The organism is Mesorhizobium sp. NBSH29 (genome assembly GCF_015500055.1).
In the GTDB taxonomy this organism is placed as follows: Bacteria; Pseudomonadota; Alphaproteobacteria; order Rhizobiales; family Rhizobiaceae; genus Neomesorhizobium.
In genome coordinates, this window is sequence record NZ_CP045492.1 from 822076 (window position 1) to 848603 (window position 26528).

The 26528-nt window shown below is 58.9% G+C and carries 28 protein-coding genes and 3 pseudogenes; 18 read left to right on the forward strand and 13 right to left on the reverse strand.

What is annotated here, in order from left to right; all coding sequences use genetic code 11:
* Positions 1-216 precede the first annotated feature (216 nt).
* The 3 genes from rlmN to GA830_RS04025 all read left to right on the forward strand — a co-directional run bounded on the left by rlmN (position 217) and on the right by GA830_RS04025 (position 2895).
* Positions 217-1452: a 23S rRNA (adenine(2503)-C(2))-methyltransferase RlmN gene (gene rlmN, locus GA830_RS04015; RefSeq protein WP_195163819.1), complete on the forward strand. Its 1236-nt coding sequence runs from the start codon at positions 217-219 to the stop codon at positions 1450-1452.
* The gene (locus GA830_RS04020) at positions 1449-1916 is read left to right on the forward strand and encodes a hypothetical protein (RefSeq protein ID WP_195163820.1); all 468 of its coding nucleotides are present in this window, start codon (positions 1449-1451) and stop codon (positions 1914-1916) included. The genes rlmN and GA830_RS04020 overlap by 4 nt, the downstream gene beginning before the upstream one ends.
* Positions 1917-1989: 73 nt before the next feature.
* Positions 1990-2895, forward strand: coding sequence for an SMP-30/gluconolactonase/LRE family protein (locus GA830_RS04025; protein WP_195163821.1), 906 nt, complete (start codon positions 1990-1992; stop codon positions 2893-2895).
* A gap of 6 nt (positions 2896-2901) precedes the next feature.
* Here GA830_RS04025 and GA830_RS04030 read toward each other — a convergent pair whose 3' ends face one another.
* Positions 2902-3543, reverse strand: coding sequence for a LysE family translocator (locus GA830_RS04030; protein ID WP_195163822.1), 642 nt, complete (start codon positions 3541-3543; stop codon positions 2902-2904).
* Between the two features lie 163 nt (positions 3544-3706).
* On the opposite strand from GA830_RS04030, the gene GA830_RS04035 reads away from it, so the two are divergent.
* Positions 3707-4930 (forward strand): argininosuccinate synthase, encoded by a 1224-nt coding sequence (locus GA830_RS04035; protein WP_195163823.1) that lies wholly within the window; start codon positions 3707-3709, stop codon positions 4928-4930.
* Between the two features lie 55 nt (positions 4931-4985).
* Here the strand turns inward: GA830_RS04035 and GA830_RS04040 are convergent, their stop codons facing one another.
* The gene (locus GA830_RS04040; protein ID WP_195163824.1) at positions 4986-5801 is read right to left on the reverse strand and encodes a lytic murein transglycosylase; all 816 of its coding nucleotides are present in this window, start codon (positions 5799-5801) and stop codon (positions 4986-4988) included.
* A 248-nt stretch (positions 5802-6049) separates the two neighbouring features.
* Here GA830_RS04040 and GA830_RS20360 point away from each other — a divergent pair.
* From GA830_RS20360 to GA830_RS20365, 3 pseudogenes are all read left to right on the forward strand, one after another.
* A pseudogene (locus GA830_RS20360) lies at positions 6050-6277 on the forward strand (SH3 domain-containing protein); the annotation flags it as partial.
* Positions 6278-6388: 111 nt separating this feature from the next.
* Positions 6389-6490, forward strand: a pseudogene (locus tag GA830_RS20560) (DUF1236 domain-containing protein); the annotation flags it as partial.
* Between the two features lie 45 nt (positions 6491-6535).
* Positions 6536-6706: pseudogene (locus tag GA830_RS20365) on the forward strand (DUF1236 domain-containing protein); the annotation flags it as partial.
* Between the two features lie 39 nt (positions 6707-6745).
* On the opposite strand, the gene GA830_RS04050 reads toward GA830_RS20365, so the two are convergent.
* The 5 genes from GA830_RS04050 to GA830_RS04070 form a co-directional block, all read right to left on the reverse strand.
* Entirely contained in the window at positions 6746-7228 is a 483-nt protein-coding gene (locus GA830_RS04050; protein ID WP_195163826.1) for a MarR family winged helix-turn-helix transcriptional regulator, read from the reverse strand.
* Positions 7229-7285: 57 nt separating this feature from the next.
* Positions 7286-7792, reverse strand: coding sequence for an invasion associated locus B family protein (locus GA830_RS04055; RefSeq protein WP_195163827.1), 507 nt, complete (start codon positions 7790-7792; stop codon positions 7286-7288).
* A 261-nt stretch (positions 7793-8053) separates the two neighbouring features.
* Positions 8054-8401 carry a YkvA family protein gene (locus tag GA830_RS04060; RefSeq protein WP_195163828.1) on the reverse strand — a complete coding sequence of 116 codons (348 nt, stop codon included), beginning with the start codon at positions 8399-8401 and terminating at the stop codon, positions 8054-8056.
* Positions 8402-8464: 63 nt separating this feature from the next.
* Positions 8465-9061 carry an RNA 2',3'-cyclic phosphodiesterase gene (gene thpR, locus GA830_RS04065; RefSeq protein WP_195163829.1) on the reverse strand — a complete coding sequence of 199 codons (597 nt, stop codon included), beginning with the start codon at positions 9059-9061 and terminating at the stop codon, positions 8465-8467.
* 137 nt (positions 9062-9198) lie between these two features.
* The gene (locus GA830_RS04070) at positions 9199-9843 is read right to left on the reverse strand and encodes an arylesterase (protein WP_195163830.1); all 645 of its coding nucleotides are present in this window, start codon (positions 9841-9843) and stop codon (positions 9199-9201) included.
* Between the two features lie 63 nt (positions 9844-9906).
* Here GA830_RS04070 and GA830_RS04075 point away from each other — a divergent pair, with 63 nt between their 5' ends.
* The 4 genes from GA830_RS04075 (at position 9907) to GA830_RS04090 (ending at position 14825) form a co-directional block, all read left to right on the forward strand.
* Positions 9907-10602 carry an ABC transporter ATP-binding protein gene (locus GA830_RS04075; protein ID WP_195163831.1) on the forward strand — a complete coding sequence of 232 codons (696 nt, stop codon included), beginning with the start codon at positions 9907-9909 and terminating at the stop codon, positions 10600-10602.
* A gap of 1 nt (position 10603) precedes the next feature.
* Entirely contained in the window at positions 10604-13159 is a 2556-nt protein-coding gene (locus GA830_RS04080) for an ABC transporter permease (protein WP_195163832.1), read from the forward strand.
* A 217-nt stretch (positions 13160-13376) separates the two neighbouring features.
* Positions 13377-14156 (forward strand): Bax inhibitor-1/YccA family protein, encoded by a 780-nt coding sequence (locus GA830_RS04085; protein WP_195163833.1) that lies wholly within the window; start codon positions 13377-13379, stop codon positions 14154-14156.
* Between the two features lie 99 nt (positions 14157-14255).
* Positions 14256-14825, forward strand: a complete 570-nt coding sequence (locus GA830_RS04090; protein ID WP_195163834.1) for a GNAT family N-acetyltransferase — start codon at positions 14256-14258, stop codon at positions 14823-14825.
* Between the two features lie 2 nt (positions 14826-14827).
* On the opposite strand, the gene GA830_RS04095 is transcribed toward GA830_RS04090, so the two are convergent.
* From GA830_RS04095 to acnA, 3 genes are all read right to left on the reverse strand, one after another.
* The gene (locus GA830_RS04095) at positions 14828-15211 is read right to left on the reverse strand and encodes a DUF2794 domain-containing protein (protein WP_195163835.1); all 384 of its coding nucleotides are present in this window, start codon (positions 15209-15211) and stop codon (positions 14828-14830) included.
* Positions 15212-15573: 362 nt separating this feature from the next.
* Positions 15574-16314: a DUF1223 domain-containing protein gene (locus tag GA830_RS04100; RefSeq protein ID WP_195163836.1), complete on the reverse strand. Its 741-nt coding sequence runs from the start codon at positions 16312-16314 to the stop codon at positions 15574-15576.
* Between the two features lie 112 nt (positions 16315-16426).
* Positions 16427-19123 (reverse strand): aconitate hydratase AcnA, encoded by a 2697-nt coding sequence (acnA, locus tag GA830_RS04105; RefSeq protein WP_195163837.1) that lies wholly within the window; start codon positions 19121-19123, stop codon positions 16427-16429.
* Positions 19124-19395: 272 nt separating this feature from the next.
* On the opposite strand from acnA, the gene ccmA reads away from it, so the two are divergent.
* From ccmA to GA830_RS04140, 7 genes are all read left to right on the forward strand, one after another.
* Positions 19396-20007: a heme ABC exporter ATP-binding protein CcmA gene (gene ccmA, locus GA830_RS04110; protein ID WP_195163838.1), complete on the forward strand. Its 612-nt coding sequence runs from the start codon at positions 19396-19398 to the stop codon at positions 20005-20007.
* Positions 20004-20669, forward strand: a complete 666-nt coding sequence (gene ccmB / locus GA830_RS04115; RefSeq protein ID WP_195163839.1) for a heme exporter protein CcmB — start codon at positions 20004-20006, stop codon at positions 20667-20669. Before ccmA ends, ccmB begins: the two co-directional genes overlap by 4 nt.
* A 62-nt stretch (positions 20670-20731) precedes the next feature.
* A complete protein-coding gene (locus GA830_RS04120; protein WP_195163840.1) occupies positions 20732-21493 on the forward strand; it encodes a heme ABC transporter permease in 762 nt (253 codons plus the stop codon).
* Between the two features lie 2 nt (positions 21494-21495).
* Positions 21496-21675, forward strand: a complete 180-nt coding sequence (ccmD, locus tag GA830_RS04125) for a heme exporter protein CcmD (protein WP_195163841.1) — start codon at positions 21496-21498, stop codon at positions 21673-21675.
* Positions 21672-22253 (forward strand): DsbE family thiol:disulfide interchange protein, encoded by a 582-nt coding sequence (locus GA830_RS04130; RefSeq protein ID WP_195163842.1) that lies wholly within the window; start codon positions 21672-21674, stop codon positions 22251-22253. The genes ccmD and GA830_RS04130 overlap by 4 nt, the downstream gene beginning before the upstream one ends.
* A 159-nt stretch (positions 22254-22412) precedes the next feature.
* Entirely contained in the window at positions 22413-22802 is a 390-nt protein-coding gene (locus tag GA830_RS04135; protein WP_195163843.1) for a YybH family protein, read from the forward strand.
* A 119-nt stretch (positions 22803-22921) separates the two neighbouring features.
* A complete protein-coding gene (locus GA830_RS04140) occupies positions 22922-23959 on the forward strand; it encodes a DUF2332 domain-containing protein (RefSeq protein ID WP_195163844.1) in 1038 nt (345 codons plus the stop codon).
* 51 nt (positions 23960-24010) lie between these two features.
* Here the strand turns inward: GA830_RS04140 and GA830_RS04145 are convergent, their stop codons facing one another.
* The 3 genes from GA830_RS04145 to ftsY form a co-directional block, all read right to left on the reverse strand.
* Positions 24011-24181, reverse strand: coding sequence for a hypothetical protein (locus tag GA830_RS04145; RefSeq protein ID WP_195163845.1), 171 nt, complete (start codon positions 24179-24181; stop codon positions 24011-24013).
* A 196-nt stretch (positions 24182-24377) separates the two neighbouring features.
* Positions 24378-25025, reverse strand: a complete 648-nt coding sequence (locus tag GA830_RS04150) for a septation protein A (protein WP_195163846.1) — start codon at positions 25023-25025, stop codon at positions 24378-24380.
* A 22-nt stretch (positions 25026-25047) separates the two neighbouring features.
* Positions 25048-26517, reverse strand: a complete 1470-nt coding sequence (ftsY, locus tag GA830_RS04155; protein WP_195163847.1) for a signal recognition particle-docking protein FtsY — start codon at positions 26515-26517, stop codon at positions 25048-25050.
* Positions 26518-26528: the final 11 nt, after the last annotated feature.

Here is a 26528-nt window from a genome sequence, read left to right on the forward strand (position 1 = left end):
GTCGGCTGCTCAGAGTTTATACTCGTCGCGGAATTGCTGGCTCTAAACATCAAATGCCTCCCTAAGTCAAGTTTTTGCCGGTTTCAGGGTGGGTGGGCAGTCACATACCCGGCAGAGCCACCGCGCTGCATGACTCGGTCGCGTTCCTGTGCTATGCGCCGCGTTCCCTCGCGTCCGATCCCAAAATCGGTCGCATTTCGCGTATAGTGGCCCGCCATGACTTTATCGTTCGACATCACAGATACCAGCACCCGCGCCGCACTTGCCGCCCGCGTTGCCGTAGCAGAGAAGCCCTCGCTCATCGGCATGACGCGCGAAGAGCTCGGGCAGGCGTTGGTGGCCGCAGGCGTCATCGCAGAACGCCAGGTGAAAATGCGGGTTAGCCAGATCTGGCACTGGCTCTATGTGCGCGGCGTTACTGACTTCGCCCACATGTTCAACATCTCGAAGGACCTGCGGTCCACCCTCGCAGAACATTTTTCCATCGGTCGCCCTGAAATCGTTGAAGAACAGATTTCAACCGACGGCACCCGCAAATGGCTGTTCCGCTTTCCTCCGCGCGGCGCCGGACGCCCGGTCGAGATCGAGACCGTCTACATTCCGGAAGAAGGTCGCGGCACCTTGTGCATCTCCAGCCAGGTTGGCTGCACACTGACCTGCTCTTTCTGTCATACCGGCACCCAGAAGCTGGTGCGCAATCTGACATCCGAAGAAATCATCGCGCAGTTGATGGCAGCACGTGACCGGCTGGGCGACTTTCCCGATCACGACACGCCCGAAGGCACAATGGTTCCAGCGGAAGGCCGAAAGGTCTCCAATATTGTGATGATGGGGATGGGCGAACCGCTCTACAATTTTGAGGAAGTAAAGAAGGCGCTTCTAATCGCCTCAGATGGCGACGGACTTTCCCTGTCGCGGCGCCGCATCACCCTCTCGACGTCGGGCGTGGTGCCGGAGATCGTGCGTACCGGCGAGGAAATCGGGGTCATGCTGGCGATTTCTCTGCATGCCACCAATGACGACCTGCGCGACCTTCTGGTTCCAATCAATAAAAAATATCCGCTTGCCGAACTCATCGCAGCCTGCCGCGCCTATCCGGGCGTCTCCAATGCGCGCCGCATCACTTTTGAGTATGTGATGCTGAAGGACGTCAACGACAGTCTCGAAGACGCCAAGGCGCTGGTGAAGCTGCTGAAGGGCGTGCCGGCCAAGATCAATCTCATTCCCTTCAACCCATGGCCGGGCACCAATTACCAGTGCTCGGACTGGGAGACGATCGAGAAATTTTCCGATTATATCAACAATGCCGGCTACGCCTCGCCGATCCGTACGCCGCGCGGCCGCGATATTCTTGCTGCCTGCGGGCAGTTGAAATCGGATTCAGAGCGCATGAAGAAGCATGAACGTCTCGCGCTCGAAGCCATGATGATTGCGGGACACGGCGAAGCGTGAGCCTCATTCTGTTGCTCGGACGTATCGTCGTCATCCTGTTTGGCTATCTGGTCGGCGCGATTGCAGCTGGCGCTTTCCTGAATTTTCTCATCATTGCGCGACTGGGCCTCAATCCAGACGAAATGCGCTGGGCCCTTGTGGGCAGTGCTTTCGTCTCGGTCCCGGTCTTTGCATTTTTTGTGGCCTACCAGGCGTTCATCCCGGCAATGCTTGCCATTGGAGCCACCGAGTTTTTCAAAAAACGCGATTGGCTGGTCCAGGCGCTGGCTGGCGCAGCCGTCGCTCTGTTCGTTCTGGGCACTGTAGCCCGAAGCGAGACAACAGTTTCGTTGACCGACCTTCCAGTCGCCATGGCCGTCATTGCCAGCGGGCTGGTCGGTGGTATTGCCTATTGGCTTATCGCAGGTCGTTCTGCCGGGCGGTGGCGCGAGCCCCAGGCTAACGTGCGCCTGTCGAAACCGTGAGCTTGGCCGCCATTGCCTTGCGTACAGAGGCGCTTTAAACAATCTCCTCCACGCATCAGGGGGCGACGGGACCATGGCTGCATCCGATTTCTATGAGGTTCTCGACAGCCGTTTTTCAAGTCTCTTCAAAGACACAGCACAGGTCGAAAAGCTCTATACCGGGTGCCGTTGGGCTGAAGGCACCGCATGGTTCGCCGCCGGGCGCTACCTCGTCTGGTCCGACATTCCCAACAACCGGATGCTTCGCTATGACGAGACGGATGGCTCAGTCAGCACATTCCGCCAGCCATCCGGCAACTCCAACGGCAACACTGTGGATCGCCAGGGGCGGTTGGTCACCTGCGAGCACTCAGGGCGCCGCGTCAGTCGCACCGAATTTGACGGCTCGATCACCACACTGGCTGACCGCTGGAAGGGCAAACGGCTGAACTCACCCAATGACGTTGTGGTGAAATCGGATGGCTCGATCTGGTTCACCGACCCATCCTACGGCATCGATTCTGACTATGAAGGCGACAAGGCGACGAGCGAAATCGGCAAGTCTCAGGTCTACCGCGTCGACCCGACAACCGGCTCGGTCGAGGCAGTGATCACCGACATGATCCAGCCCAACGGCCTTGCCTTTTCGCCCGATGAGAGCCTGCTCTATGTCAGCGACACCGGCGAAACCGACAAGCCGGTACACATGCGCGTCTTCGATGTGAAGGGCGATAGACTGGCCAACGGCCGGCCATTCGCCAATTGCACGGTCGGCCTTTTCGACGGCTTCCGCTTCGACGAAGCGGGCCATTTGTGGACCAGCGCAGGCGACGGCGTGCACTGCTACCATCCGGACGGCACGCTTCTGGGCAAGGTAAAAGTGCCGGAAATCGTCGCCAATTGCGATTTCGGCGGCGTCAAGCGCAACTGTCTCTATATGGCCGGCACCACATCGCTTTACGTGGTGCGCCTCATGGTCAACGGCGTTTCGCGCTCCTGAGCCGCGCTATCGCGCATGCGCGGTAAGGATCTTCAGCGCGAACGCTGAAAACACTCCGGCAAACAGGTAGTCCACCACCCGCGTCACCTTGGGGCTCTTGCGCAAAAGTCCGGCAAATCGGTCCGCAGCCAGCACCATCGGCACCACAACAGGCAGCGACAGCGGAATAAACATCAGCCCCAGGAAAAACAGTTTCCCCGGCGCATGCGGGTCCGTTGCTGACACGAACTGCGGCAGGAAGGTCATGAAAAACAGAATGATCTTGGGATTCAACAGATTGATTCCGAGCCCGGTCGCCCAGTTGGCAAACAGACTTTGGCCGCGACCGCCCTTTTTCTCGGGCGAGAATGCCGAGCCATTCCGAAGCGCTTGATACGCGAGCCAGACAAGATAGCCAGCGCCACCCATCTTCAACGCCAAAAATGCCTGGGGTGAGGCCACGATCAGGGCTGAAAGGCCGAACGCGACCAGCAAGGTATGGATGATGATTCCGGTCAACGCGCCCGCCATGCAGGCAAACCCAGCCATCCGCCCTGAAGAAAGCGTGCGACCGACAAATAGCGTCATGTCAGGCCCCGGCGTGATGGCGATGACAAGAGTGGCGACGGCAAATTGAAGGATTACCGGCCATTCGGGAACAATGGTCATGACAGAAGCTCCATGGAGGAGCAGACGGTAGCGCAAGCCGGGCACCCGTGCCAGAGGCCTCTTTTGATCGAGCCTTGCAGCACACCATGACCATCTGATGCTTGCCGAGCGGCAAAGCGCCGTGATACCTCGCCGGGAACTCCAGCTACGGACAGAGCGAAAAATGTCGAAACTGAAAGACGTCAAGAAGGTCGTGCTTGCTTATTCGGGCGGCCTCGACACCTCCATAATCCTCAAATGGCTTCAGACCGAACTCGGCGCCGAAGTGATCACCTTCACCGCCGACCTTGGCCAGGGTGGAGAACTGGAGCCGGCGCGCCAGAAGGCCGAGATGATGGGCATCAAGGACATCCGTGTTATGGATGTTCGCGAAGAATTCGTCTCCGATTTCGTATTCCCGATGTTCCGCGCCAACACGGTCTATGAGGGCACCTACCTTCTCGGCACGTCGATCGCCCGACCGTTGATTTCGAAGCATCTCGTTGACATCGCTCGCGAGACTGGCGCCGATGCCATCGCCCATGGCGCCACGGGCAAGGGCAATGATCAGGTCCGCTTTGAACTGTCTGCTTATGCGCTGAACCCCGACATCAAGGTCATCGCGCCATGGCGCGACTGGACCTTCAAATCCCGCACCGATCTTCTGAAATTCGCACACGACCACCAGATCCCGGTGCCAAAGGACAAGCAGGGCGAGGCTCCCTTCTCGGTAGACGCCAACCTTCTGCATTCATCATCCGAAGGGAAAGTGCTGGAAGATCCTTGGCAGGAGCCGCCTGAATTCGTCCACCAGCGCACCGTTTCGCCCATGGATGCACCCGACGTCGTTACCGAAATCACGATTACCTTCAAGAAGGGCGATCCTGTTGCCCTGAACGGCAAACCGCTATCGCCGGCCACCATGCTGGCTGCCCTCAACGACCTCGGCCGCGACAACGGCATCGGCCGGCTGGATCTGGTGGAAAACCGTTTCGTCGGCATGAAGAGCCGCGGCGTCTACGAAACTCCGGGTGGCACCATCATGCTCGTTGCACACCGGGCGATCGAGTCCATCACGCTCGACCGGGGTGCAGCGCATCTCAAGGACGAGCTAATGCCGCGCTACGCTGAACTCATCTACAACGGCTTCTGGTTCGCTCCCGAGCGCGAAATGCTCCAGGCACTGATCGACGCCAGCCAGGCAGATGTCGAAGGCGATGTCCGCCTGAAACTGTACAAGGGCAATGTGATGGTGACAGGCCGCAAATCCGCCAAGTCGCTTTATTCGGACGCTCTGGTCACTTTCGAAGATGACCGTGGCGCCTATGATCAGAAGGATGCTGCCGGTTTCATTCGGCTGAACGCTCTGCGTCTGCGCACCCTGGCCGCTCGGGACCGAAACAGCTGACAAAAAAACCCGGCATCACTGCCGGGTTTTTTATTTGTCCAGTTTTTAACGCGAACTAATTGCCGTCGATCTGTGCGCCGATGATAGCAATCGCCTGCTGGTAGACGCCAGCGGCGTTCCAGCCCTGGATGGCACCATAATTGCCCTGTCCCGGCTGATAGCCACCGCCAGCGCTCCAGCCATGGCCGCGCAGGAAGTTTGCCGTAGAGGCGAGCGCATCTGCCTTCTGGCGCAGATCCACGCGGCCATTGCCGTCGCCATCCACACCATACTTCAGGACGTTTGCCGGAAGGAACTGGGTCTGCCCGACTTCGCCATGCATGGCACCGATGGAAGAGCTGGAAAGTGTCCCGCTCTGCACCAGTTTCAACGCAGCGTAGAGCTGGGTAGTGAAGTATTCCGAACGGCGGCAATCATAGGCCAGCGTCGCTACAGCCGACAGCGTATTGGCATTGCCCATGAAGCTGCCGAAGCCGGTTTCCATACCCCAGATAGCCAGCAGCGGACCGGCTGGAACGCCATAGCGCTTCTCGAGGTTGGCAAACAGTGCCGCATTTTGCTTCTTCAGGCTCTTACCCTTCGAGGCGATGGTGGCGCCGCCACGCTTGGCCATGAACTGGCTGAGCGAAAGCTTGAAGCTTTTCTGGTTGCGGTCGGCAGAGATGGTCTTGGTCGCATAGGTGGTGCCGGCCAGCGCTGCCAGCGCATTCCCCTTAATGCCGTTTGCTGCCGCTTCCTTGGCAAACTCCGCCTTCCACTGTGCGAAGCCTCCCGCATTGTTGCCGCAGGTGGCTGCGGAGGCCGTGCCTGCGGTCAATCCTGCGATGGCGGCTACGGCCGAAATGATTGCTACCCTGGCCAAATTTGCCATTTTCTTCTCCTCGAATTCGCTGGTCTGCACTGGGAATGTTGCTTGGACGTCTCGGTATTCAGATGCCGGCCGATGGTGCCATGCCAACGAGCGGCGATATTCAGAATTTCTGGCCCGATCAAGTGGCATAACGCCTCAAGACATCTAAATTGTAAACGCCTGACAAGCGGCGGAGCGCATATTTTGGAGGAACTAATCTTCCCCCCACCGGTTATATCGACTGAAGGGTACACAAACTGGAGATTACCATGAAACTGAAACTGCTTGTTTCAGCGACCGCCATTGGCGTGCTCGCTCTATCCGCCCAGAGCTTTGCGGCATCCGCCACAGCTACGACGGACCTCAATGTCCGCGCGGGCCCCGGTCCGCAATACGAAGTCGTCGGAGTCATCGGTGCCGGTAAGTCCACCGAGGTCACAGGTTGTCTTGAGGCCAGCAAGTGGTGTCAGGTTGACGGCAAGGGCTGGGTCTATTCAGATTATCTCTCTGCCGATGTCGGCGGTACGCAGGTTGTATTGACTGATCGTCCAGCTGAAGCAAAAATTGCCATTCTGCCACCGCCGGATGGCGGCGCTGAAGGCGCTCTCGTTGGCGGGGCCACTGGTGCTGTAGCCGGCGCACTGATCGGTGGGCCTATCGGCGCAGCTGTCGGCGGCGTAGCCGGCCTTGCAATTGGCGGCGCTACCGGTAATGCGGCGGAACCACCAGCAACAGTACGCACCTACATTTCGGAAAACCGTATTGACCCGGTTTACCTCGATGGCGAGGTTGTCGTGGGTGCCGGGCTTCCGGATACCGTCGAAATCCGTGAAATTCCGGATTACGAATACCGTTATGTCTATGTGAACGGCCAGCCTGTTCTCGTGGATCCAGGCACACGTAAGATCGTATACATCGTCCGTTAGTCTCGGTGATACTGGGCGTCGGGTCTCATGACCCGGCGCTCATCTCCCTGTTGTGTGCGCAGCGCCAAGAACGGCCCGTGCGCCATGGCGCAGTTGCCTGAGATCATCACGAATGAGAACGTCTTTTCCTGATGGGAGCGTCTCAACTAGTTCCCGCTGAGCCTCTCCCCAAAGGGGAAGCGCTTGCTGCACGATGTCCCGGCCGCTCGCGGTCAGCCTGTGCACCTGCCGGCGCCCGCTGCCAGCCTCTGCCACCACAAGCCCCGCCTGAATGAGCCGAGCCAGATTACGTGCCAGCGTGGAACGCTCCACGCCGACCATATCCGCAAGTTCTGATGCAGACTGAGCGCGCTCCAGAGCGATCGTGCATAAGATGCTGAACTGGGTAACTTCGAGGCCGATCACCGCAAAATGCTGATTGAAAACGCGAGTTACAAGATTTGCAGTCCGGCGCGCTGCGCGCACGAAGCAGATTTGCGCAATATGCGTAAGATGGGCATCAGGGATAAGATTGCGTGGCATTCGTGTGACTACAACACGTGCACGTCAATTTCAAATCGCCAAAAATTTCACACCAAGCTATTTGCAGCTGTTGATCGACTGGAGCGCGGCTGAAATGCCCTTAAGCGAAAAAACGTAGCTTGTGGGATTTCCGCGCCCTGATTTAGCGGCGATTTTCATATCCGCACCAGCCTTCATGGCGGCGATCAGCTGCGGCTCTTCTGCGGCATTCTCCATCCATGCCGATTTTCCGCGGGTGAACATGGAGAACGTCTTGTCGCCAACCGTCAGCGAAACCTTGGAGTTTGCCTGGAAGTCGTAGGACGCGATGAACTGCGGCTCAAACGACACGTTCTGCCCCGGCTTCTGGCTGACGAAGAAAAAGATATCGCCATGATCGAGTTTGGGTGGCTGCTTTTCGGTCGGCACGGTCAGCACGTAGCAAACCTTTCCGCTCTGCGTCTTGTAACTGTAGGTGCCCCACGCATTATGCTGGCCGATCTTGGTGGCCGACTGTGCGAATGCCGGCGAGGCTGCTGCTGCTGCCATGGCCAGTCCGGTGAAAATGGAGATCAATCCGCGCATTGTCTCAAATCTATCCTGTGTCTCGAAATCGTAGAAAACGGCAGCCCCGAACAAGGCCTGTTACCTTCATATTGAATTAATCGGGGTTACCAAAGGGTGAATCATCTCGCGATAATACGCTTCCCATTGGTCAGTTCTGAACGGTTCTGCGCCTGTTTTCTGCACTAAGTCCCTATGCGCCTATCAAAACCACGAAAGCGGCGAGAGTTTGACTGCAACCGTGTAACGGGCAAGCGCAGTCGCAACCCACAAATGCGATCGCTAAAGGTTCTGCGCCAGGGAGCGACGAGCGGCAGCCCGGTGGGCCGGCGTAAGATGGGTACGGATTGCCGCCAGCGCAGCGCTGAGCACCGCGATATCGTCGGTAAAGCCAAAGCCGAGGATGAAATCGGGTATAGCGTCTACCGGCATCACAAAATACGCGAGCGCGGCAAGGAGAGTGCCTTTGACGCGCAGCGGCGTGCGATGATCGAGCGCGCAGTAATAGGACGCGACCACATCTTCCATGAACGGCACCTGGCGTGCCGCACGTTTGGCTGTGGCCCAGAATTTCTGGCGCACTTCCTTTTCGTGCTCAAAGATTCCGTCTTGATGATCGTCGTTCGCCATCGGCCAAAACTCCCTGCACTGCAATGTGGGAATTCTTGGCCCCGCTGCAAGAAAAAATACTGCTTAACGCAGGGTGCGTGAAGCCTCCAGCACACCTGCCGACAGATTGGGCGACCGCATGTCTGCACTGTGGAGAGGCCAGGCCTCCTCAATGACATAGGGTCCCCCGCCAACCGAATCGCGCGACGACATCAGCACGAAACGCCCCACCTTGAATGGCATCGCCGCGAAATTACCGCGCGCCGAAAGATAGTGCGCCACATCCAGCGGGCTGGTGTTGCGCAGCCTTGCCAGCGTGACATGGGGCGTGAAACGACGCGGGTCCGGCGCTACGCCGATGCGCTTGCAGATGCGCTCAACCTCGCCCTGCAACGCGTTGAGGTCGGGCGACGGGATCGCTCCAGCCCACACTGCGTGCGGCTTTTTTGAACCGAAAGCGCCGACCCCAGAAAGTGCGAGCGAAAAGGCCGGACGGCGCACCCGGTCCAGAGCGTTGGCGACCTCATCGGCGATGTGACCTTCGACATCACCGATAAAGCGCAGCGTCATGTGATAATTTTCGACATCGATCCAGCGCGCTCCGGGCAACCCCCCGCGAAGCAGGGATAGCGACATTGCGGCGTCGCGCGGAATTTCGAGGGCGGTGAAAAGTCGCGGCATGGCGTCCTCCCCGATTCGAGATGTCACCCTACCGAATCACCGAAGCGCCCTAGGGGCAAGCTCTTTATTGCGCTGCGGCCTATCGCCACCGCTTACCCAAGGGAGGGCAGTTCGGCGCTAGCTGGCCGAGAGCGCTTTCAGGAAGCGCTGGGCCGATCCAGGATCAAACGTTCTACGAACGGCATCACGCCGTCGACCATTCGGGAAATTCCGGCCGAATTGGGATGCATTCCATCCTCAAGCACGAGCTTTCGGTCTCCTGCGACGCCGTCCAGGAAGAAGGGATATAGGGTGGCATCGTACTGCTTGGCCAGATCCGGAAATATTGAGTTGAACGCATCGCCATAATCCGCACCAAGATTGGGCGCAGCCATCATGCCGGCTAAAAGCACCGGGATGCCGCGCTTTTCCAGCCTTTGCAGCATCGCATCGAGGTTCTGGCGCGTGACCTCAGGCTGAACGCCGCGGAGCATGTCATTGGCTCCGAGTTCCAGGATCACAAGGTCTGTGCCATCCGGCACGGACCAGTCGATCCGCGCCAAACCGCCTGATGTGGTATCGCCTGAGACACCGGCATTCGCCACCTCGACATCATGACCCTTGCCCTGCAAGGCTGCTTGTAATCGGTCGGTAAAGCCCTCACCGGGGCCAAGCCCATAGCCGGCCATCAGGCTGTCACCGAAGCCGACAATCCGGAAAGTCTCGGCAGATGCAGATCCGGAAACCGGAAAAACCATCAGCATTGCGGCAGCCAATACCGCTGCGAGATGTTTTAATGCCATCACATGCAACCCATATGTCGAAAATCCAACCTGTGCTCAAGCCCAATATAGGATCGATTTACCGTGACAAAAGCCGTCATCGACCTGAACGACGTATCCCTGACACTCGGGAACGGCGCCACCTCGGTTGAGGTTCTGCGGAATGTCAGCCTCGAAGTGGCGGAAGGCGAGGCAACTGGAATCGTCGGTCCTTCCGGGTCGGGCAAATCGACACTTCTGATGGTGATTGCCGGTCTTGAACGCGTCGATTCAGGAACTGTGCGCATCGCTGGCGAGACCCTCAACGGTCGAAGCGAAGACCAGGTCGCGGCGTTTCGCGGACGCAACATCGGAATCGTATTCCAGTCGTTCCACCTCATCCCCAACATGACGGCGCTCGAAAACGTCGCGGTGCCGCTTGAACTCGCGGGACGCCGCGATGCATTTGAGATCGCCGCACGCGAACTAGCCGCAGTCGGGCTTGCAGATCGCGTCACTCACTATCCTGGCGAATTGTCTGGCGGCGAGCAGCAGCGTGTCGCTGTTGCACGCGCCCTCGCACCGGAGCCACGCATCCTGATTGCCGATGAGCCTACTGGCAACCTTGACCAGGCGACCGGAAAACAGATCGCGGATCTGTTGTTTGCCAAGGCACGCGAACGCGCCATGACACTGCTGCTGGTAACCCATGATCCGGCCCTTGCCAGCCGCTGCACCCGCCAGATTGCGATGCGCTCCGGTCGCATCGAGATGCCCGCTCTTCAGACGGTCTCAGCCTGAGATGAACGGCACAACGCTCCATGTTCTGCGTCTGGCAATGCGGTTTTCGCTACGCGAAATGCGTGGAGGCTTTGCGGGCTTTCGCATCTTCCTCATTTGCATAGCGCTCGGCGTCGCTGCGATCGGCGGCGTCAATTCCGTGGCTCGCTCGATCAGCGTCGGTGTCGCCAATGAGGGTCAAGGCTTGCTGGGCGGCGATATTCGATTCGAGCTGAACCAGCGCGAGGCGAGTGTACCGGAACTGGGGTTCCTCAACAGTTTGGGCGTGGTCGCCACCAGTGCCGGCATGCGCTCCATGGCGCGCCTGGAAGATGGCTCGGACCAGACCCTTGCCGAGGTCAAAGCGGTCGATGCCTCCTACCCGCTTTACGGCGCTTTGGTTACGGAACCGGCCCTCGATATCACATTACTCCTGGAAGCTCGTGAAGGTGTTTTCGGTGCGGCGGCGCCCGATCTCCTGTTCGAGCGTCTGGGTCTGTCGGTCGGTGACCGACTGAAGGTTGGGTCGGCTACATACGAATTGCGGGCACGGATACTTACCGAGCCGGACGCGATTTCGGATGGCTTTGCCTTTGCACCTCGCCTGCTGCTCTCGCTCGAAGGCCTCGGCGCCTCCGGCCTGATCCAGCCCGGCAGTCTTGTTGAATATGCTTACAAGGTAAGGCTGCCTGCGGGCTCAAGCGAAGCGCAATTAGCGTCGATCCGCGAGCAGGCAAAAGACGCATTTCCGCACGCTGGCTGGTCAGTGCGTACGCGCAGCAATGCAGCTCCGTCGCTGTCCGCCAACATCGAGCGCTTTTCACAATTTCTCACCCTTGTCGGGTTGACGGCTCTGGTGGTCGGCGGCGTTGGCGTTGCCAATGCCGTGCGCGCATATCTCGATTCCAAGCGCGGCGTCATCGCCACCTTCAAAAGCCTTGGCGCATCCGGCGGCTTTGTCTTCACCGTCTATCTGGTGCAAGTGATGTTGGTTGCAGCGATCGGCATTGCTGTGGGGTTGGTTCTGGCAGCATTGATGCCCTTTGCAGCAAGCGCTGCATTGAGCTCGCTAATCCCGGTTCCGGCTGAAACGGGGCTTTATCCGGCGGCGCTCGGGCTTGCTGCATTGTTTGGTTTTCTGGTCACGCTCGCCTTCGCGCTTTTGCCGCTCGGGCGCGCGCGCAATGTTCCCGCCACGGCACTTTTCCGCGAGATGGGGTTTGAGGGTCATGGCTTGCCACACTGGGGCTATGTTGCAGCAGCTTTCGCGATAGCGGTGTTTTTGGCCTCGCTTGCTGTTCTGTTTTCCAGCGACCGATGGATTGCGACCATTTTCGTTGGTGCGACCATTTTTGCCTTCATCGTCCTGCGGAGCGTTGGCTGGATGGTGCAATGGGCCGCGCGCAGGGCGCCGCGCGTCGGATCGACTGCGCTGCGCTTGGCAATCGGCAACATCCACCGCGCCGGCGCGCTCACCCCCTCAGTTGTCCTGTCGCTTGGGCTCGGCCTGACCTTGCTTGTCACGCTTGCTCTGATCGACGGGAACCTGCGTCGCCAGATCACCGGCAATCTGCCGGAGCGGGCGCCTAACTTCTTCTTCGCAGATATTCAGGGCACCGATGTCGATGCGTTTTCAAAACTTCTTGGCCAAAAGGCTGCGGGTGCAAAACTGATGCTGGTGCCCATGTTGCGCGGTCGCGTCATTGCGCTGAACGGGATCGATGTGCAGAAGATAACCGTACCGCCAGAGGGCGCATGGGTTCTGCGCGGCGACCGCGGGATAACCCATTCTGATACCGTCCCAGAAAACGCGTCTCTCGTTGAAGGCACATGGTGGCCCTCAGACTATTCCGGCGAGCCACTCGTCTCCTTTTCCGCCGAGGAGGGCAAGGCCATCGGCCTGAAACTCGGCGACACTGTTACAATCAATGTCTTGGGTCGCGACATCACGGCAAGAATTGCAAGCTTCCGCCAGATTGAGTGGGAATCACTCGGCATCAACTTCGTCATGGTATTCTCGCCAAACACGTTTGCAGGGGCTCCGCACTCCTGGCTGGCGACGCTGACGGGCAAGAACATTTCAGCTGGCCAGGAAGCCAGCATCCTCAATGCTGTTACGCGTGCATTCCCGGCCATCACGACAGTTCGGGTGAAAGACGCGCTGGATGTGGTGAACCGTCTGGTGGCCCAGTTGGGCACCGCAATACGGGCTGCGGCAAGCGTCGCGCTGATCGCATCCGTGCTGGTGCTTGCCGGTGCGCTCGCCGCAGGCAACCGCGCCCGCGTTCACGACGCCGTGGTGCTGAAGACCTTGGGCGCCACACGCCGCACACTGATTGCCGCATTTGCTCTGGAGTATATGCTGATCGGGCTGGCGACAGCGATCTTTGCGCTCCTTGCAGGTGGAACAGCGGCCTGGTTCGTTGTCGCTTCTGTGATGAAACTTCCTTCACAATTCATGCCAGACGTAGCGCTCGCCACGTTAATACTCGCTCTGGTTTTGACGGTTGGCATCGGTCTCGCGGGAACCTGGCGTGTTCTCGGCCAGAAGGCCGCGCCGGTCTTGCGTAATCTTTAGTTCGAGTGCGGGCATATCGTCGCGAGGCGTCGAAACAGGGTGCAAAAAATGCCTGAGCACCCTGCGGAAACGCATCACGGGGGGTTGCGCCGTGTAACAGGCCTTGTTCTTGCCCGAAAGAAATATCATATTCGCTCCAGGCATGCTGGAGTCCCGCCAGCGGCGCCTGGGTTGAAAAATCCCGACACCGGACGGGCAGAAGCAATAGAGGATTTCAATGGCTGACCTTCGCAACTACCAGGCGCGCGCAGCAGGGATTGGCACCCGCACGCACGCCGATATCGACGAGGGCCTGCGCGCCTATATGCTCAAGGTTTATAACCTGATGGCGCTCGGCCTTGCCGTCACCGGACTGGCTGCCGTGGCTATGATGATGGCCGCCACCACTACCGACCCGTCCGCTGCAGTCGCAACACTTGGCAATGGCAAGATGCTGACCAGTATCGGTGCCGCCGTTTATGGCTCGCCCTTGCGTTGGGTCGTTATGCTGGCGCCTATCGCCATGGTGTTCTTCCTGTCGTACCGCGTTGACAAGATGAGCGTATCCGCGGCCCAAACCACCTTCTGGGTGTTTTCGGCACTGATGGGCATTTCGCTGTCGTCTGTCTTTTTGGTCTTCACCGGCCAGAGCGTTGTGCAGACCTTCTTTGTGACCGCTGCCGCATTTGGTGCGCTGTCACTTTACGGCTACACGACCAAGCGCGATTTGACGGCTATGGGTTCGTTCCTGATGATGGGCGTATTTGGCCTGATTATCGCCATGGTGGTGAACATTTTCCTACAGTCATCCGCCATGCAGTTTGCCATTTCGGCAATCGGCGTGCTGATCTTTTCGGGCCTTACCGCCTATGACACGCAGAAGATCAAGGAGATGTATTTCGAGGGCGACGATGCCATGGTCTCTGGCCGCAAGGCGATCATGGGTGCGCTGAACCTCTATCTCGATTTCATCAACCTGTTCTCGTTCCTGCTGCAGTTCATGGGCAACCGCGAATAGCGCCATTAAGTTGGGACGAAAGTGGGGGCGGCCTTCGGGTCGCCCTTTTCTTTTGTCTCCGGTCTATCGTAAATGCCTGCAACGCTGGAGGCACCGTCAATGACCCGAATAGCGATCCGGCCCGCGCAACCGGACGACCTTGATACCATTACTCACATCTACGCCGATGCCGTCCTTCACGGCACCGCAACCTATGAATTGGATCCACCGGATCGCTCCGAGATGCAGCAGCGCTTTGAGGCGATGGTAGCAGGTGGTTACCCGTATATCGTTGCCGAGGAAGAAGGCGTTTTGCTCGGCTACGCCTATGCAGGTCCGTTCCGCCCCCGTCCGGCCTATCGGTTCATGGTGGAAGATTCGATTTATATCGCGCCGACCGCAAAGGGTCGTGGCACCGGCCGCCTGCTCCTCGAAAGACTGCTGCTTGAATCAGAAGAGCTTGGGTTTCGCCAGATGATTGCTGTCATCGGTGATGGCACCCCACAAAGCGCATCGGTTAAACTTCATGAGCGGTTGGGCTTCGTTCACTGTGGAACGATGGCAGGATCAGGCTACAAGCACGGGCGCTGGCTCGATACTGTGCTCATGCAATATGCGATGAACGGTGGCAGCGACACGGATCCGGACCCAACATCTCTTCCAGAGCGTCGGTTTCAGCAAGGCGGCTAACGTCAGCCCTTCACCAGCTTGACCGTTTTGTCGAAAACCGCCAGCACCTGGCCCAACTCATGCCCACGTTTGACGATGAGGCCTGTGGCAGTCACCACAGAAAAAGCGCCCTGCTTGCGCGCCAACTTTGGGTTCTTGATGATCTGAAACAGCGGCGTCTCACTGGTGCGCCGGAACACGGAAAACACGGCCTGATCGGGCAGGTGGTCAATCGCGTAGTCGCGCCATTCATTGGCAGCAACCATACGCCCGTAAAGCCGCAGGACAAGATCCAGTTCGCGTCGGTCGAAAGTGACTGGCAATTCATGTCTGTCGCGTCTGGCCACGTGCAGTGGGATGAGAATAGCGCAATCATTCCCGTCCGACCCGGCACCGCGATCCGTCATGCAACTTCGCCTTCCATGACCATTTTACGATGTCGAAGTGTGCCACTTCGATTGCGAAATGCAAGTCCGCTAGCATTTCCTTTAAAAGTAGGCTCTGATGAAGTTGTCACGAAGCGGGACAAGGTGATCGAATTGGTGATTTCTTCGCCATGTTCTTGCCGCAATCGCGCCTGTCTTTCGCCTTACTTGCCATCCACCATTCTCATGTTGCCTGAGACGGTTCGGTCCGGCACCAGCCCTGTAAACCCCCAAGCCCCCCGCCCACGGGGCTTATGTCGGATCGAACCAACCTCTCCCCCGCGAAGCAGCGGCGACCCTTCCGATATATGCGGTCAAAAACTTCTATAACAGTTTGCGACGCGCTATGATTTCGGATCGTCGACAACAGCCGCGCCCACAATAGCGCCAGGCAGGTTGTTCGCGGTGACCGCCTGCACCAACACAGCGCATCTAGTGCCGGGCTTTTGAGGTAGCAGTACGTTCAAACGGGTCTGTTTGCCGTGCCATGCACCGAGGGTCTGAATATTGCTCACTGCATTTCGGTAAACGACAGTCTTGCCTGCATTCTCGCCACGCTCGATCTTGACTGATCGGGTCGGCTCATAAGTGACCAGCACTATTTGCGCCTTGGACGCGGCATCGCCCGCCCCGGTTTCCACGATCACGTGGTCTCCGGAACGCCTGGCTAAAACACGGACTGACAGTCCGGTGCTGCCATTCAGTTTCGCCAATGACCCCGCAATCTGGGCGCGGACCCCACCGTTGACGTGTGTCCGCCCGTTGATCACCGCCTGCGGTGTATAGACGGAACGCGCCCTGAAGGATTTCATGTAGTCGTATTGGCGCTTTGTGTTTGCCTCCGAGCCGAGTGTATCCTTCCAGCCCAAATAATCCCAATAGGTGATGTGATAGGCAAGGGCGAGCACACTGCCCTCTTCGGCGAGGTCGTCAAGCACGGCATCCGCTGGTGGGCAGGAGCTGCAGCCCTGGCTGGTGAATAACTCAACCACGCCGCGCGGCGACGCCTGCTCTTGCGCCCGCGCCGGGCCGCCTGCAAAAACCATCGCGACCACGCAGACCGCCAATATGTGGGAGGTATTCATCCACACTTCGTGACAGAACCGGGCATCAACGGAAAGTCACGTTGCGGTGAAAAGAAGCCGCCGGCGTTTCGCGCCGGCGGCTTCTTTCGATCACTCATGTTGGTCGGTCGCCTCAGGCGGCGAGATCGCGCAGCACGTACTGCAAAATGCCGCCATTTTTAAAGTAGTCGAGCTCGTCCAGCGTATCTATGCGGCAGACGAGCGGAACCGTTTTCACGGCCCCATCCCCGAAAGTGATGATCGCGTTCATCTTCTGGCGCGGGCGGATGTTTTCCAGCCCTTCGATGGTGACCGTTTCATCGCCGTTGAGACCCAGTGTCTTCCACGAGGTGCCTTCTTCAAAGACAAAGGGAATCACGCCCATGCCGACCAGGTTCGAGCGATGGATGCGCTCAAAGGACTGCGCGATGACAGCGCGAACACCAAGGAGATTGGTACCCTTTGCAGCCCAGTCGCGTGACGAGCCATTGCCATATTCAACACCGGCAAAGACAACCAGCGGCACGCCTTCCTGGCGATACTGCATGGCGGCGTCGTAGATTGGCACTTCTTCCTTGCTCGGATAGTGGAAGGTGTAGCCACCTTCACGGCCATTTTCGCCCAGCATGTGGTTGCGGATACGGATGTTGGCGAAGGTGCCGCGCATCATCACCTCGTGATTGCCACGGCGCGTTCCGTACTGGTTGAAGTCGGCTACGCCGACGCCGTTGTCCATCAGATATTGACCAGCAGGGGACGCGGCCTTGATCGCACCGGCAGGCGAGATGTGATCGGTGGTGATCTTATCGCCGAACAGACCCAGGACGCGTGCCCCGACGATCGTGCCAATCGCATCAGGCCTGGCATGCATTCCAGCAAAGTAGGGTGGGTTTTGCACATAGGTGGAATTGTCGTCCCATGTGTAAGTCTGACCATCCGGTGCCTGGACGTTCTGCCAGTTTTCGTCACCCTTGAAGACGTCAGCATATTTGCGTGCAAACAGCTCGCGCGTGACGTTCTCTGCGATAAAGGCATCAATTTCCTGGCTCGAAGGCCAAATGTCCTTCAGGAACACAGGATTGCCGTCGCGATCTTCACCAAGAGGTTCAGTGGTCAGGTCCATGGTCACGCTGCCAGCCAGCGCATAGGCAACCACGAGTGGCGGCGAGGCCAGATAGTTTGCCTGCACGTCTGGTGAGACGCGGCCCTCGAAATTGCGATTGCCCGAAAGAACAGCAGCGCCAATCAAGCCCTTATCATTGATGGTCTTGGAGATTGGCGCCGGCAATGGGCCGGAATTGCCGATACATGTGGTGCAACCAAAACCGACAAGGTTGAAGCCGATCTGGTCCAGTTCCTTTTGCAGGCCAGACTTTTCCAGATATTCAGCGACGACCTGGCTGCCTGGTGCCAGCGAAGTCTTGACCCATGGCTTTTGCTTGAGGCCAAGCCGGTTTGCGTTGCGGGCCAGAAGGCCAGCGGCCATCAGCACGCTCGGGTTCGACGTGTTCGTGCAGGAAGTGATGGCGGCAATCACGACATCGCCGTGGCCGAGATCATAATCCTCTCCCTCAACGGGATAGCGGGCCTTGAGATCGGATGTCTTCTTGTATTCCGTCGCCATGGCCTGCTCGAACCCGGCAGCGATCCCTTCCAGAGGAATGCGGCCTTCAGGGCGTTTTGGCCCAGCCATGGATGGAACAACGTCCGAGAGGTCGAGCTCAATACTGTCGGTGAAGACAGGTTCAGTTGAGCCCTTATCGCGCCACATGCCCTGAGCCTTGGAATATTCCTCGACCAGTTCGATGCGGTTTTCTGCGCGACCTGACATTGTAAGGTAGCGGATGGTCTCCGAATCCACGGGGAAGAAGCCACATGTGGCACCATATTCAGGCGCCATATTGCCGATGGTTGCACGATCAGCCAGCGTCAGGTTCGAGAGGCCCGGTCCGTAGAATTCCACGAATTTTCCGACAACGCCCTTCTTGCGCAGCATCTGGGTGACGGTCAGCACCAGATCGGTGGCAGTGACGCCTTCCTTCAAGCTGCCGATCATGCGGAAGCCGATAACTTCTGGCAAAAGCATGGAGACCGGCTGGCCAAGCATGGCCGCTTCTGCCTCGATGCCGCCAACGCCCCAGCCAAGTACGCCAAGGCCATTGACCATGGTGGTGTGCGAATCCGTGCCAACACAGGTGTCCGGGAATGCAACGATATCGCCATCCTCTCCGGTCAGCGTCCATACGGTCTGGGCGAGATATTCCAGATTGACCTGATGGCAAATGCCAGTGCCGGGCGGCACAACGCGGAAATTGCGGAACGCCTGCTGTCCCCATTTCAGGAATTTGTAGCGCTCTTCATTGCGCTCATACTCAAGCTCGACATTGCGACCGAACGCCCTGGGCGTTCCGAACTCGTCAACGATGACGGAATGGTCAATGACCAGATCGACAGGAACCAGCGGATTGATCTTCTGGGGGTCGCCGCCGAGGTTCTTCATGGCATCGCGCATGGCGGCCAGATCGACAACTGCGGGCACGCCGGTGAAGTCCTGCATCAACACACGGGCCGGGCGATAAGCGATTTCAACGCCTGCTTTGCCCTTGTCGGTCATCCATCCGGCGAGTGCCTCAATGGATTCCTTGGTAACCGTGCGACCATCTTCGTTGCGCAACAGATTCTCAAGCAGAACCTTCATGGAATAAGGCAACTGCGCTATCCCGGTGAGGCCGTTCTTCTCAGCCTCGATGAGGCTGTAATAAATATATTCGGCCTTGCCCACTTTAAGGGTCCGGCGGCAATTGAAACTGTCGAGTGATTTGGCCAACATGCGCTCCATATAGTCGGTTCTGCCGAAGCGGGAACGGACTCCTGTGGCATGCTAACACGCGCAAAGGTGCGGGTACGGTCATTTCCGCTATCCGTGCCTTGCATGCAGCCGTTAAAGGCGGCGCGCGGGTTCGGCGCAAATTCGGTTGCCACGCCGACCGCTGGCGTGGTTGTTGCGCTATAGCGACATTTGTAAAAAAGCACCAGAGCGTTGACGGGCAAATTGCTGACTATGATGATTCAATCCGGCCCCGTGGCAGCTATGGAAAGCCAATGCGACTGATTGCTGAAAATTTAGGCGGAACGCGCGGCGGCGAGACGGTGTTTGCGGGGGTATCCTTCGACATTGCATCCGGTTCCAGCCTTGTCGTGACAGGGCCGAACGGCTCTGGAAAATCGACCCTCCTCAGGGTGATCGCCGGTCTCTTGCCGGTTGCGCAGGGCGCTCTGCGGCTGGCTGATTCGACCGAATTTGAAACGGTGGCGTCGGCTTGCCACTATCTCGGCCATCAGAACGCGATGAAGGCCGTGCTGTCGCTCACAGAAAACCTCGTCTTCTGGCAAACCTTCATGGGCGCACCAGATCTGCATGTCGATGAAGCATTGGCCAAAGTCGGCCTTGGCGGGCTTGGGCATCTCCCTTTCGGCACCCTGTCGACAGGCCAGCGCCGGCGGGCCGCAATCGCCAGGCTGTTGATCAGCGCCCGACCGCTCTGGCTGCTGGACGAGCCGACCGCTGGGCTGGATCGCAAATCCGAAACCCGGTTTTCGCAGATTATGGATGATCATTTGAGGTCCGGCGGCATGATCGTCGCTGCGACCCATCAGCCGCTGGGGCTTGATGAGGCCAAAGCGTTGGCGTTGGCATTGGAGCCGCTGTCGTGAGAGCGTTGTTCCTGCGCGAAATGCGCCTTGGCCTGCGTGCCGGTGGGGGAGCGATCACCGGCGTGCTGTTTTTCCTGGCTGTAATTGCGGTTATTCCCTTCGGCATAGGACCTGACCTCAATCTGCTTGCCCGCATCGGCCCGGCTATTCTGTGGATCGGTGCGCTTCTGGCAGCGTTGCTCGGGCTCGACCGCCTGTTCCAGGCAGATCGGGAAGACGGCGCTCTCGATGTCCTGATCCTTGCAGACAGCCGTCACCTCCTAGCGCTTACCGTTTTCGTCAAATGCCTCGCCCATTGGGCCGCTAATGTTTTGCCACTGGTCATTGCCGCTCCCTTTCTTGGGCTGCTGATGAACATGGAAGCGATTGCCACAGCTGCAGCTGCGCTCACCCTCCTGGTTGGCTCGCCTGCAATCACTTTTGTCGGCGCCGTGGGCGCAGCCGTTACTGTTGCGTTACCGCGCGGCGGGTTGCTGATATCGGTCCTGGTGCTGCCGTTGGTCATTCCTGTGCTGATTTTCGGCGTCGCGGCAAGCTATGCTGCCACTGCCGAGCCGGCTCCTTTTTTGCCGCCTTTCCTTCTGCTGGCGGCACTCACTCTTTTTCTCGGGGTACTCGGCCCGGTAGCAGCGGCAGCGGCGCTGCGCTTTGCCGCGGACTAAGGACGGTCACAAAAGCGTTGGTTCGATTGCGGCATGCGGCCTGAACCTTTATCTGGAACACAATGGAAAGCTCGACAGCAATCAAAAGCATCTCCGACCTAGCCAACCCGACACGGTTTCTGGCACTTGCCGACCGGCTCGTGCCTTGGCTCGCGATGCTGAGCGCACTGTTGCTGGGGGCGGGTCTCTGGCTCGCCTTCGCGGCTCCGGAGGACTTCCAACAAGGCATCACCGTGCGCATCATGTATATCCATGTGCCCTTCGCCTGGCTGTCGATGATGTGCTACACATTGATGGCTGTTTCGGCGCTCGGCACGCTGGTCTGGCGCCATCCGCTCGCCGATGTTTCCCTCAAGGCTGCGGCGCCGATTGGCGCGCTTTTCACCGCTTTGGCGCTCGTCACCGGGTCCATCTGGGGTAAGCCGATGTGGGGAACCTGGTGGGTGTGGGATGCGCGGCTGACATCGGTCTTTGTGCTGTTTTTGATGTATCTCGGCATCATAGCGCTCACCCGCGCGCTCGACGACCCTGCCCGCTCAGCCCGAGCTGCGGCCATCATCACGCTGGTCGGCTTCATCAACATCCCGATCATCAAATTTTCGGTCGACTGGTGGAACACACTTCACCAGCCTGCTTCCGTGTTCCGTCTCGACGGACCTACCATTCATCCGAGCCTGTTGTGGCCGCTGGCTGTGATGGCCTTGGCGTTCACATTGCTTTTTTTCACGCTGCATCTTCTGGCGATGCGCAATGAGATATGGCACCGCCGCATTGTCGCGATGCGACGCATCGAGGCCCGGCGTGCTGATCGGGCGGGTAGCTGACCATGTCGTCACATGCGCTCTACGTGGCTGCCGCCTATGGCATTTCAAGTGTGGGTCTCGCCGGATTGCTCTTCTGGATACTCGCAGGGCGACGAGCGCTGAGGCGCGAAGTTGAGCTTCTCGAGGCGAGCGGGATTCGCCGCCGCTCTGAGCCTGGCCAAAATTCCGGTGAAACCGAATGAGCAGCGAGAACCAGTCCGGAGAAAAATCCCCGCGGCGTCTGGTCGTGCTGCTGCCGCTGGTGATATTTCTGGGGCTGGCCGCCACGTTCCTCATACAATTGACATCGGGCAGCGACATTTCTGCGGTGCCATCGGCGCTGATCGGACAAAAGGCACCCGCAACGTCTCTTCCCGCACTCGCAGACGTGAACCTGCCGGGTCTCGACGCCGCTGACTTTGCCGGCCAGGTCACCCTGGTCAATGTGTTCGCGTCCTGGTGCGGGCCCTGCCGTGATGAGCATCCGCTGCTGCTGGCGCTGGCGCGCGACGGGCGATTTGCAATCGCCGGCCTGAACTACAAGGACAAGCCGGACAATGCCCGGCGCTTCCTTGGCGAACTTGGCAATCCCTACACCGCCATCGGCGTCGACGCCAAAGGTCGCACCGCCATCGATTGGGGCGTTTACGGCGTGCCGGAGACCTTTCTCGTTGGAAAGGACGGCACAATCGTCGAAAAATATGTGGGGCCGCTCAATTCCGACGCGCTGCGCAACAGGCTGATGCCTGCGATTGAAAAGGCGCTCGCCGTCCCCGGTTGACCGGTCGATCCTACCATAGCCACCAGCCCAAACATGTCAGCAGCGCTCCTGTCAGGAATAGGCGGTGGCATGTCCTATGGTCGTTGTCGCAGCACCCAATCAGCGCTGATGGGTTGCCCGGCAGCGGCCGGCGGAGGCGCTATCCGGAAGGCAGGAAAAATGAACGAGACCAACACAATTCAAGCCGTTATCGACACAATGGCCGGTAGCTTTGGAGCGCATGATATTCCCGGTGTTCTGGCAACCTATGAACCGGGGGCGGTCGTGGTTGGCGCGCCTGGTGTACCGGAAAGTGGGAAGGCAGTGTTGCAAGCGCTGTTTCAGCGCTTCATCGACGTCGATCCGAAATTCACGTTTCATGGCCATGAAATTTTTCAAAGCGGCGACATTGCGCTGCACCTTTCCAGATGGTCGATGACCGGCATGCTGCCCGGCGGCTCGCCGCTGCAGGATGGAGGGCTTTCAGCCGTGGTGCTGCGAAAGCAGACCAACGGCCAATGGCTGATGGTGATCGACAATCCTTATGGCGACCATCTGATGAAAGGCTGATGCGCAGTTGGTGCGGTGGTTATGCTGCACTGCACCAATCGCGCTAGACCCGTCTGTGCAAAACTGACAGGAGATAAATTGGCCACCCATCACCCGCTGAGTGGCGGCTGGAGGTGCAGATGCGTATTGCCGAGCATTTCGAAGATCAGGCGAAAGCCTGTGATGCCCTCCAGTCCCCATTTACCGCAAGGCTTTGTCGCCTGCTGTCACAGAACCTCGACCGATCAAGCAGAACGGGGCGCAAAGTTCTTGATTGGTCCGGAGACCCGCGCGCCGATGCACTGGCGTTGCGCCTATGCGGTGGGCTCCATGCACTGGTGCTTTCTGGTGTTGATGCGGAGCTCACGGGTGTTTATCCGCCCCATGACGTTGCCGAAGGGGCGCTTGCTATGGCGGCAGGAGGGGCTATGTCGCGCCACGATGCATTCCTGGAAAACTGGCTGGACAGCCCTCCGCAAACCAATGAGACAGGTAGGGCCGCCCTGTTGCTGCCGGGCTTTCTGACGATTGCGCGCGAAACGGGTTTGCCGCTTGCCCTCCATGAGGTTGGCGCCAGCGCAGGCCTGAACCTGCTTTTTGATCGCTTTCACTACCGCTACGGGTCACGCGAATGGGGAGATGACAAATCCGCGGCGCGGCTTGCCCCAGTGCTGCGTGGCGGTGCCATTCCACCGCTTGATGGTCGCATCGACGTGGCGCGGCGCGAGGGCTGCGACATCGCACCAGTCAAGGTTTCGGACGCAGATGCGCGCCTGAGGCTGCGCGCCTTTATCTGGGCGGACCAATTGGAACGCCGCGAGCGGCTCGACGCGGCAATAGAGATTGCGAGGCAGACGCCGTTCGACCTCCACTGCAGGGATGCAGCGTCATATCTGCACGATGCGCTGGCGCGCCGACCAGAAAATGCGGTCTTCGTTCTGTTTCACTCGATCATGTGGCAATATATGCCGTTCGTTTCGCAGGCAGAGATAGAGCAGAGGCTCGAAGCGGCTGGTGCCGGTGCGACGGCTGCTTCGCCCGTGGCGTGGCTCAGGATGGAACCCCTTGTTTCGGGTGATCCTCATGCCACGCTGAGCTTGACCCTCTGGCCCGGAGGCAGCACGCGCCGCCTTGCCAGATGCAACTACCACGGTCGCTGGATCGAATGGTTGGGCTGACACGGCGCGCAGATACCTGGTGGGCGGCACCTGATGCAGGCCGGCAAGCCGTCAGCGACCGTAAATGTCCTGATAGGCGCGGCGCAACATGTCACTGCGGTCAGCACCCATGTCGGCCAGGTCGCGCTGGGTCAGCAATTCGATTTCGCCGACGACGCGATTATACTGCATGCGCTTGGCAAAGCGGCTGCGGGCTGAATTGAGAAGTTCGGTGAAGATCATGGCAGAGTTCCCTTTGGCGCCGCCTTCCGGCGGTCGTTGGTTCTCCTCCCCTGTCGACTTATAGATTGGCACGCTGCTGCTGCATTGCAACATTCAATGCTGCAGCGCAGCAGTGCGCGGCATGCATGGCTTTGGGAAGAGTTGGGATAGATTAGCGTGAGCGACCGGTCTCGACCGACCGCCATGCGACCACGATCTACTTTTTCAAGCGGTCGTCCAACGAGTGGTTCTGTATCAGCGGCATCTGACTGAGTGTGAAGATAATTGTGATGGGCATAATCCCCCACACCTTGAACGCCACCCAGCTGTCGGTAGAAAATGAACGCCAGACCACTTCGTTCACCACTGCCAAAAACAGGAAAAACAGTCCCCAGCGGAATGTCAGCTTGCGCCATCCCTCAGCGTCGAGTTTGAAAGCAGAGTCGAACACATAGCCCAGAAGCGACTTGCCGAACCACAGGCCACCGAGCAAAACACCGCCAAACAGCGTGTTGACGATGGTCGGCTTCATCTTGATGAAGACCTCGTCCTGCAGGTAAAGCGTCAACGCGCCGAAAACCAATACCACCACGCCTGATACCATGGGCATGATCGGTAGCGTGCGCGTCAATATCCATGAAGCGATGAGCGCTATTGCCGTTGCTGCCATGAACAGGCCCGTGGCAATAAAAATTGGCCCTCCCATTTCAGCCAGCACCGGAAAGTGCCCACCCAGCCATTCACCCCGTGAATTGGCGAAGAAGAAGACGCCCAGCGGCCCCAGCTCAAGCGCCATTTTGAGCCATGGGTTGATCTCCTTTTTGCGGGGATCGGCGGGGTCACGTTCGAGAATGGGCGGGTTCATGAGGACTTTCTAATCGGGCGCTTTACGCCACGCCGGAAATCACCTTGGCGAAATCGCCAGCTGAAAAGGGTTCAAGATCTTCGATCTGCTCGCCGACGCCGATGAAATAGACCGGTAATTTGTGCTTTGCCGCGATCGCCACAAGGATGCCGCCGCGCGCCGTACCGTCAAGCTTTGTCATCACCAATCCATTGACGCCAGCAATGTTCCGGAAAATTTCGACCTGATTGAGCGCATTTTGCCCGGTCGTCGCATCTATCGTCTGCAGCACCGTGTGGGGCGCCCCCGGATCGAGCTTGCCGAGCACCCGCACAATTTTTTCCAATTCCGCCATCAGCTCAGTCTTGTTTTGCAGCCGACCTGCGGTATCGATGATAAGCACATCGGATCCAGCCTGTTTGGCCTGCTCGAAGGCATCATAGGCAAGCCCGGCGGCATCAGCACCGAGTTTTGTAGCGATCACCGGCGCCCCCGTGCGTTCACCCCAAATCTTCAGTTGCTCGATTGCCGCAGCTCTAAATGTGTCGCCGGCGGCCAGCATCACGTTGAGTCCACCTGCTGAAAGCTTGGCGGCCAGCTTGCCGATGGTCGTCGTTTTGCCAGTGCCGTTGACGCCGACGACCAGGATTACGTGCGGCTTGTGCGACAGGTCGAGTTCCAGCGACTGCGCCACCGGCGCGAGCACTTTTTCGACCTCCTGCGCCATGATCGCGCGAACCTCTTCTTCGGCAACATCCTTGCCATAACGGCTGGCCGAAAGCGCATCGGTGATGCGCAGCGCGGTTTCCATGCCAAGGTCGGCGCGGATCAGCACATCTTCGAGATCCTGAAGCGTATCTTCGTCCAGCTTGCGTTTGGTGAAGACACCGGCAATGTTCGACGACAGCTCTTTTGACGACCGCGACAGGCCATGCCTCAAGCGCTGGAACCAGGTCGTGCGGGGCTGCGGCTCGTCGACCGGCTCGGGCGCCACCTTCCTCTCGACGGCCTTGGCAACCACAACCTTTTGCGATGCGGGTTTGAGCGGCGGTGCCTCTGTCGAGGATGTGCTGTCAGGCGTGGGTTCGGGTGCGACCTGCTGGCCAGGCTTTGGCAAAGGCTCCGGCTCCGGCGCGACCTCAGCGTAGATCGGGTTCGCCTCGACTGGTGCAGGCTGCCTCAGAGGTGGCAAGACATCCTCAGCCCGAGCCGGCTCGACGCTCGGCATGGATACCGGCTCCGCCTTTGGCTCGGCCTTTTCCACCGGCGGTGTCGGCAGAGCCTCGTTTTCCGGGGCACCCCCTTTGTCGACAAGGTTGGGCTCTACGGGCTCGGGCGGGCTCAGGGGTGGCGGTATCTCTGCGGGTGACAGCGCAGTTTCCGGCTGCCGTGACGTCTCGGTCGCCGGCGGCTCGGCAACCTGCGTGTTGGCATCCGGTAATTGCTCTTTTTCCTCTATCGGCTGCTCTTTGCGGCCAAAGGAAAAAACCTTCTTGATGAACCCAAATGCCATTGCAGATCCGT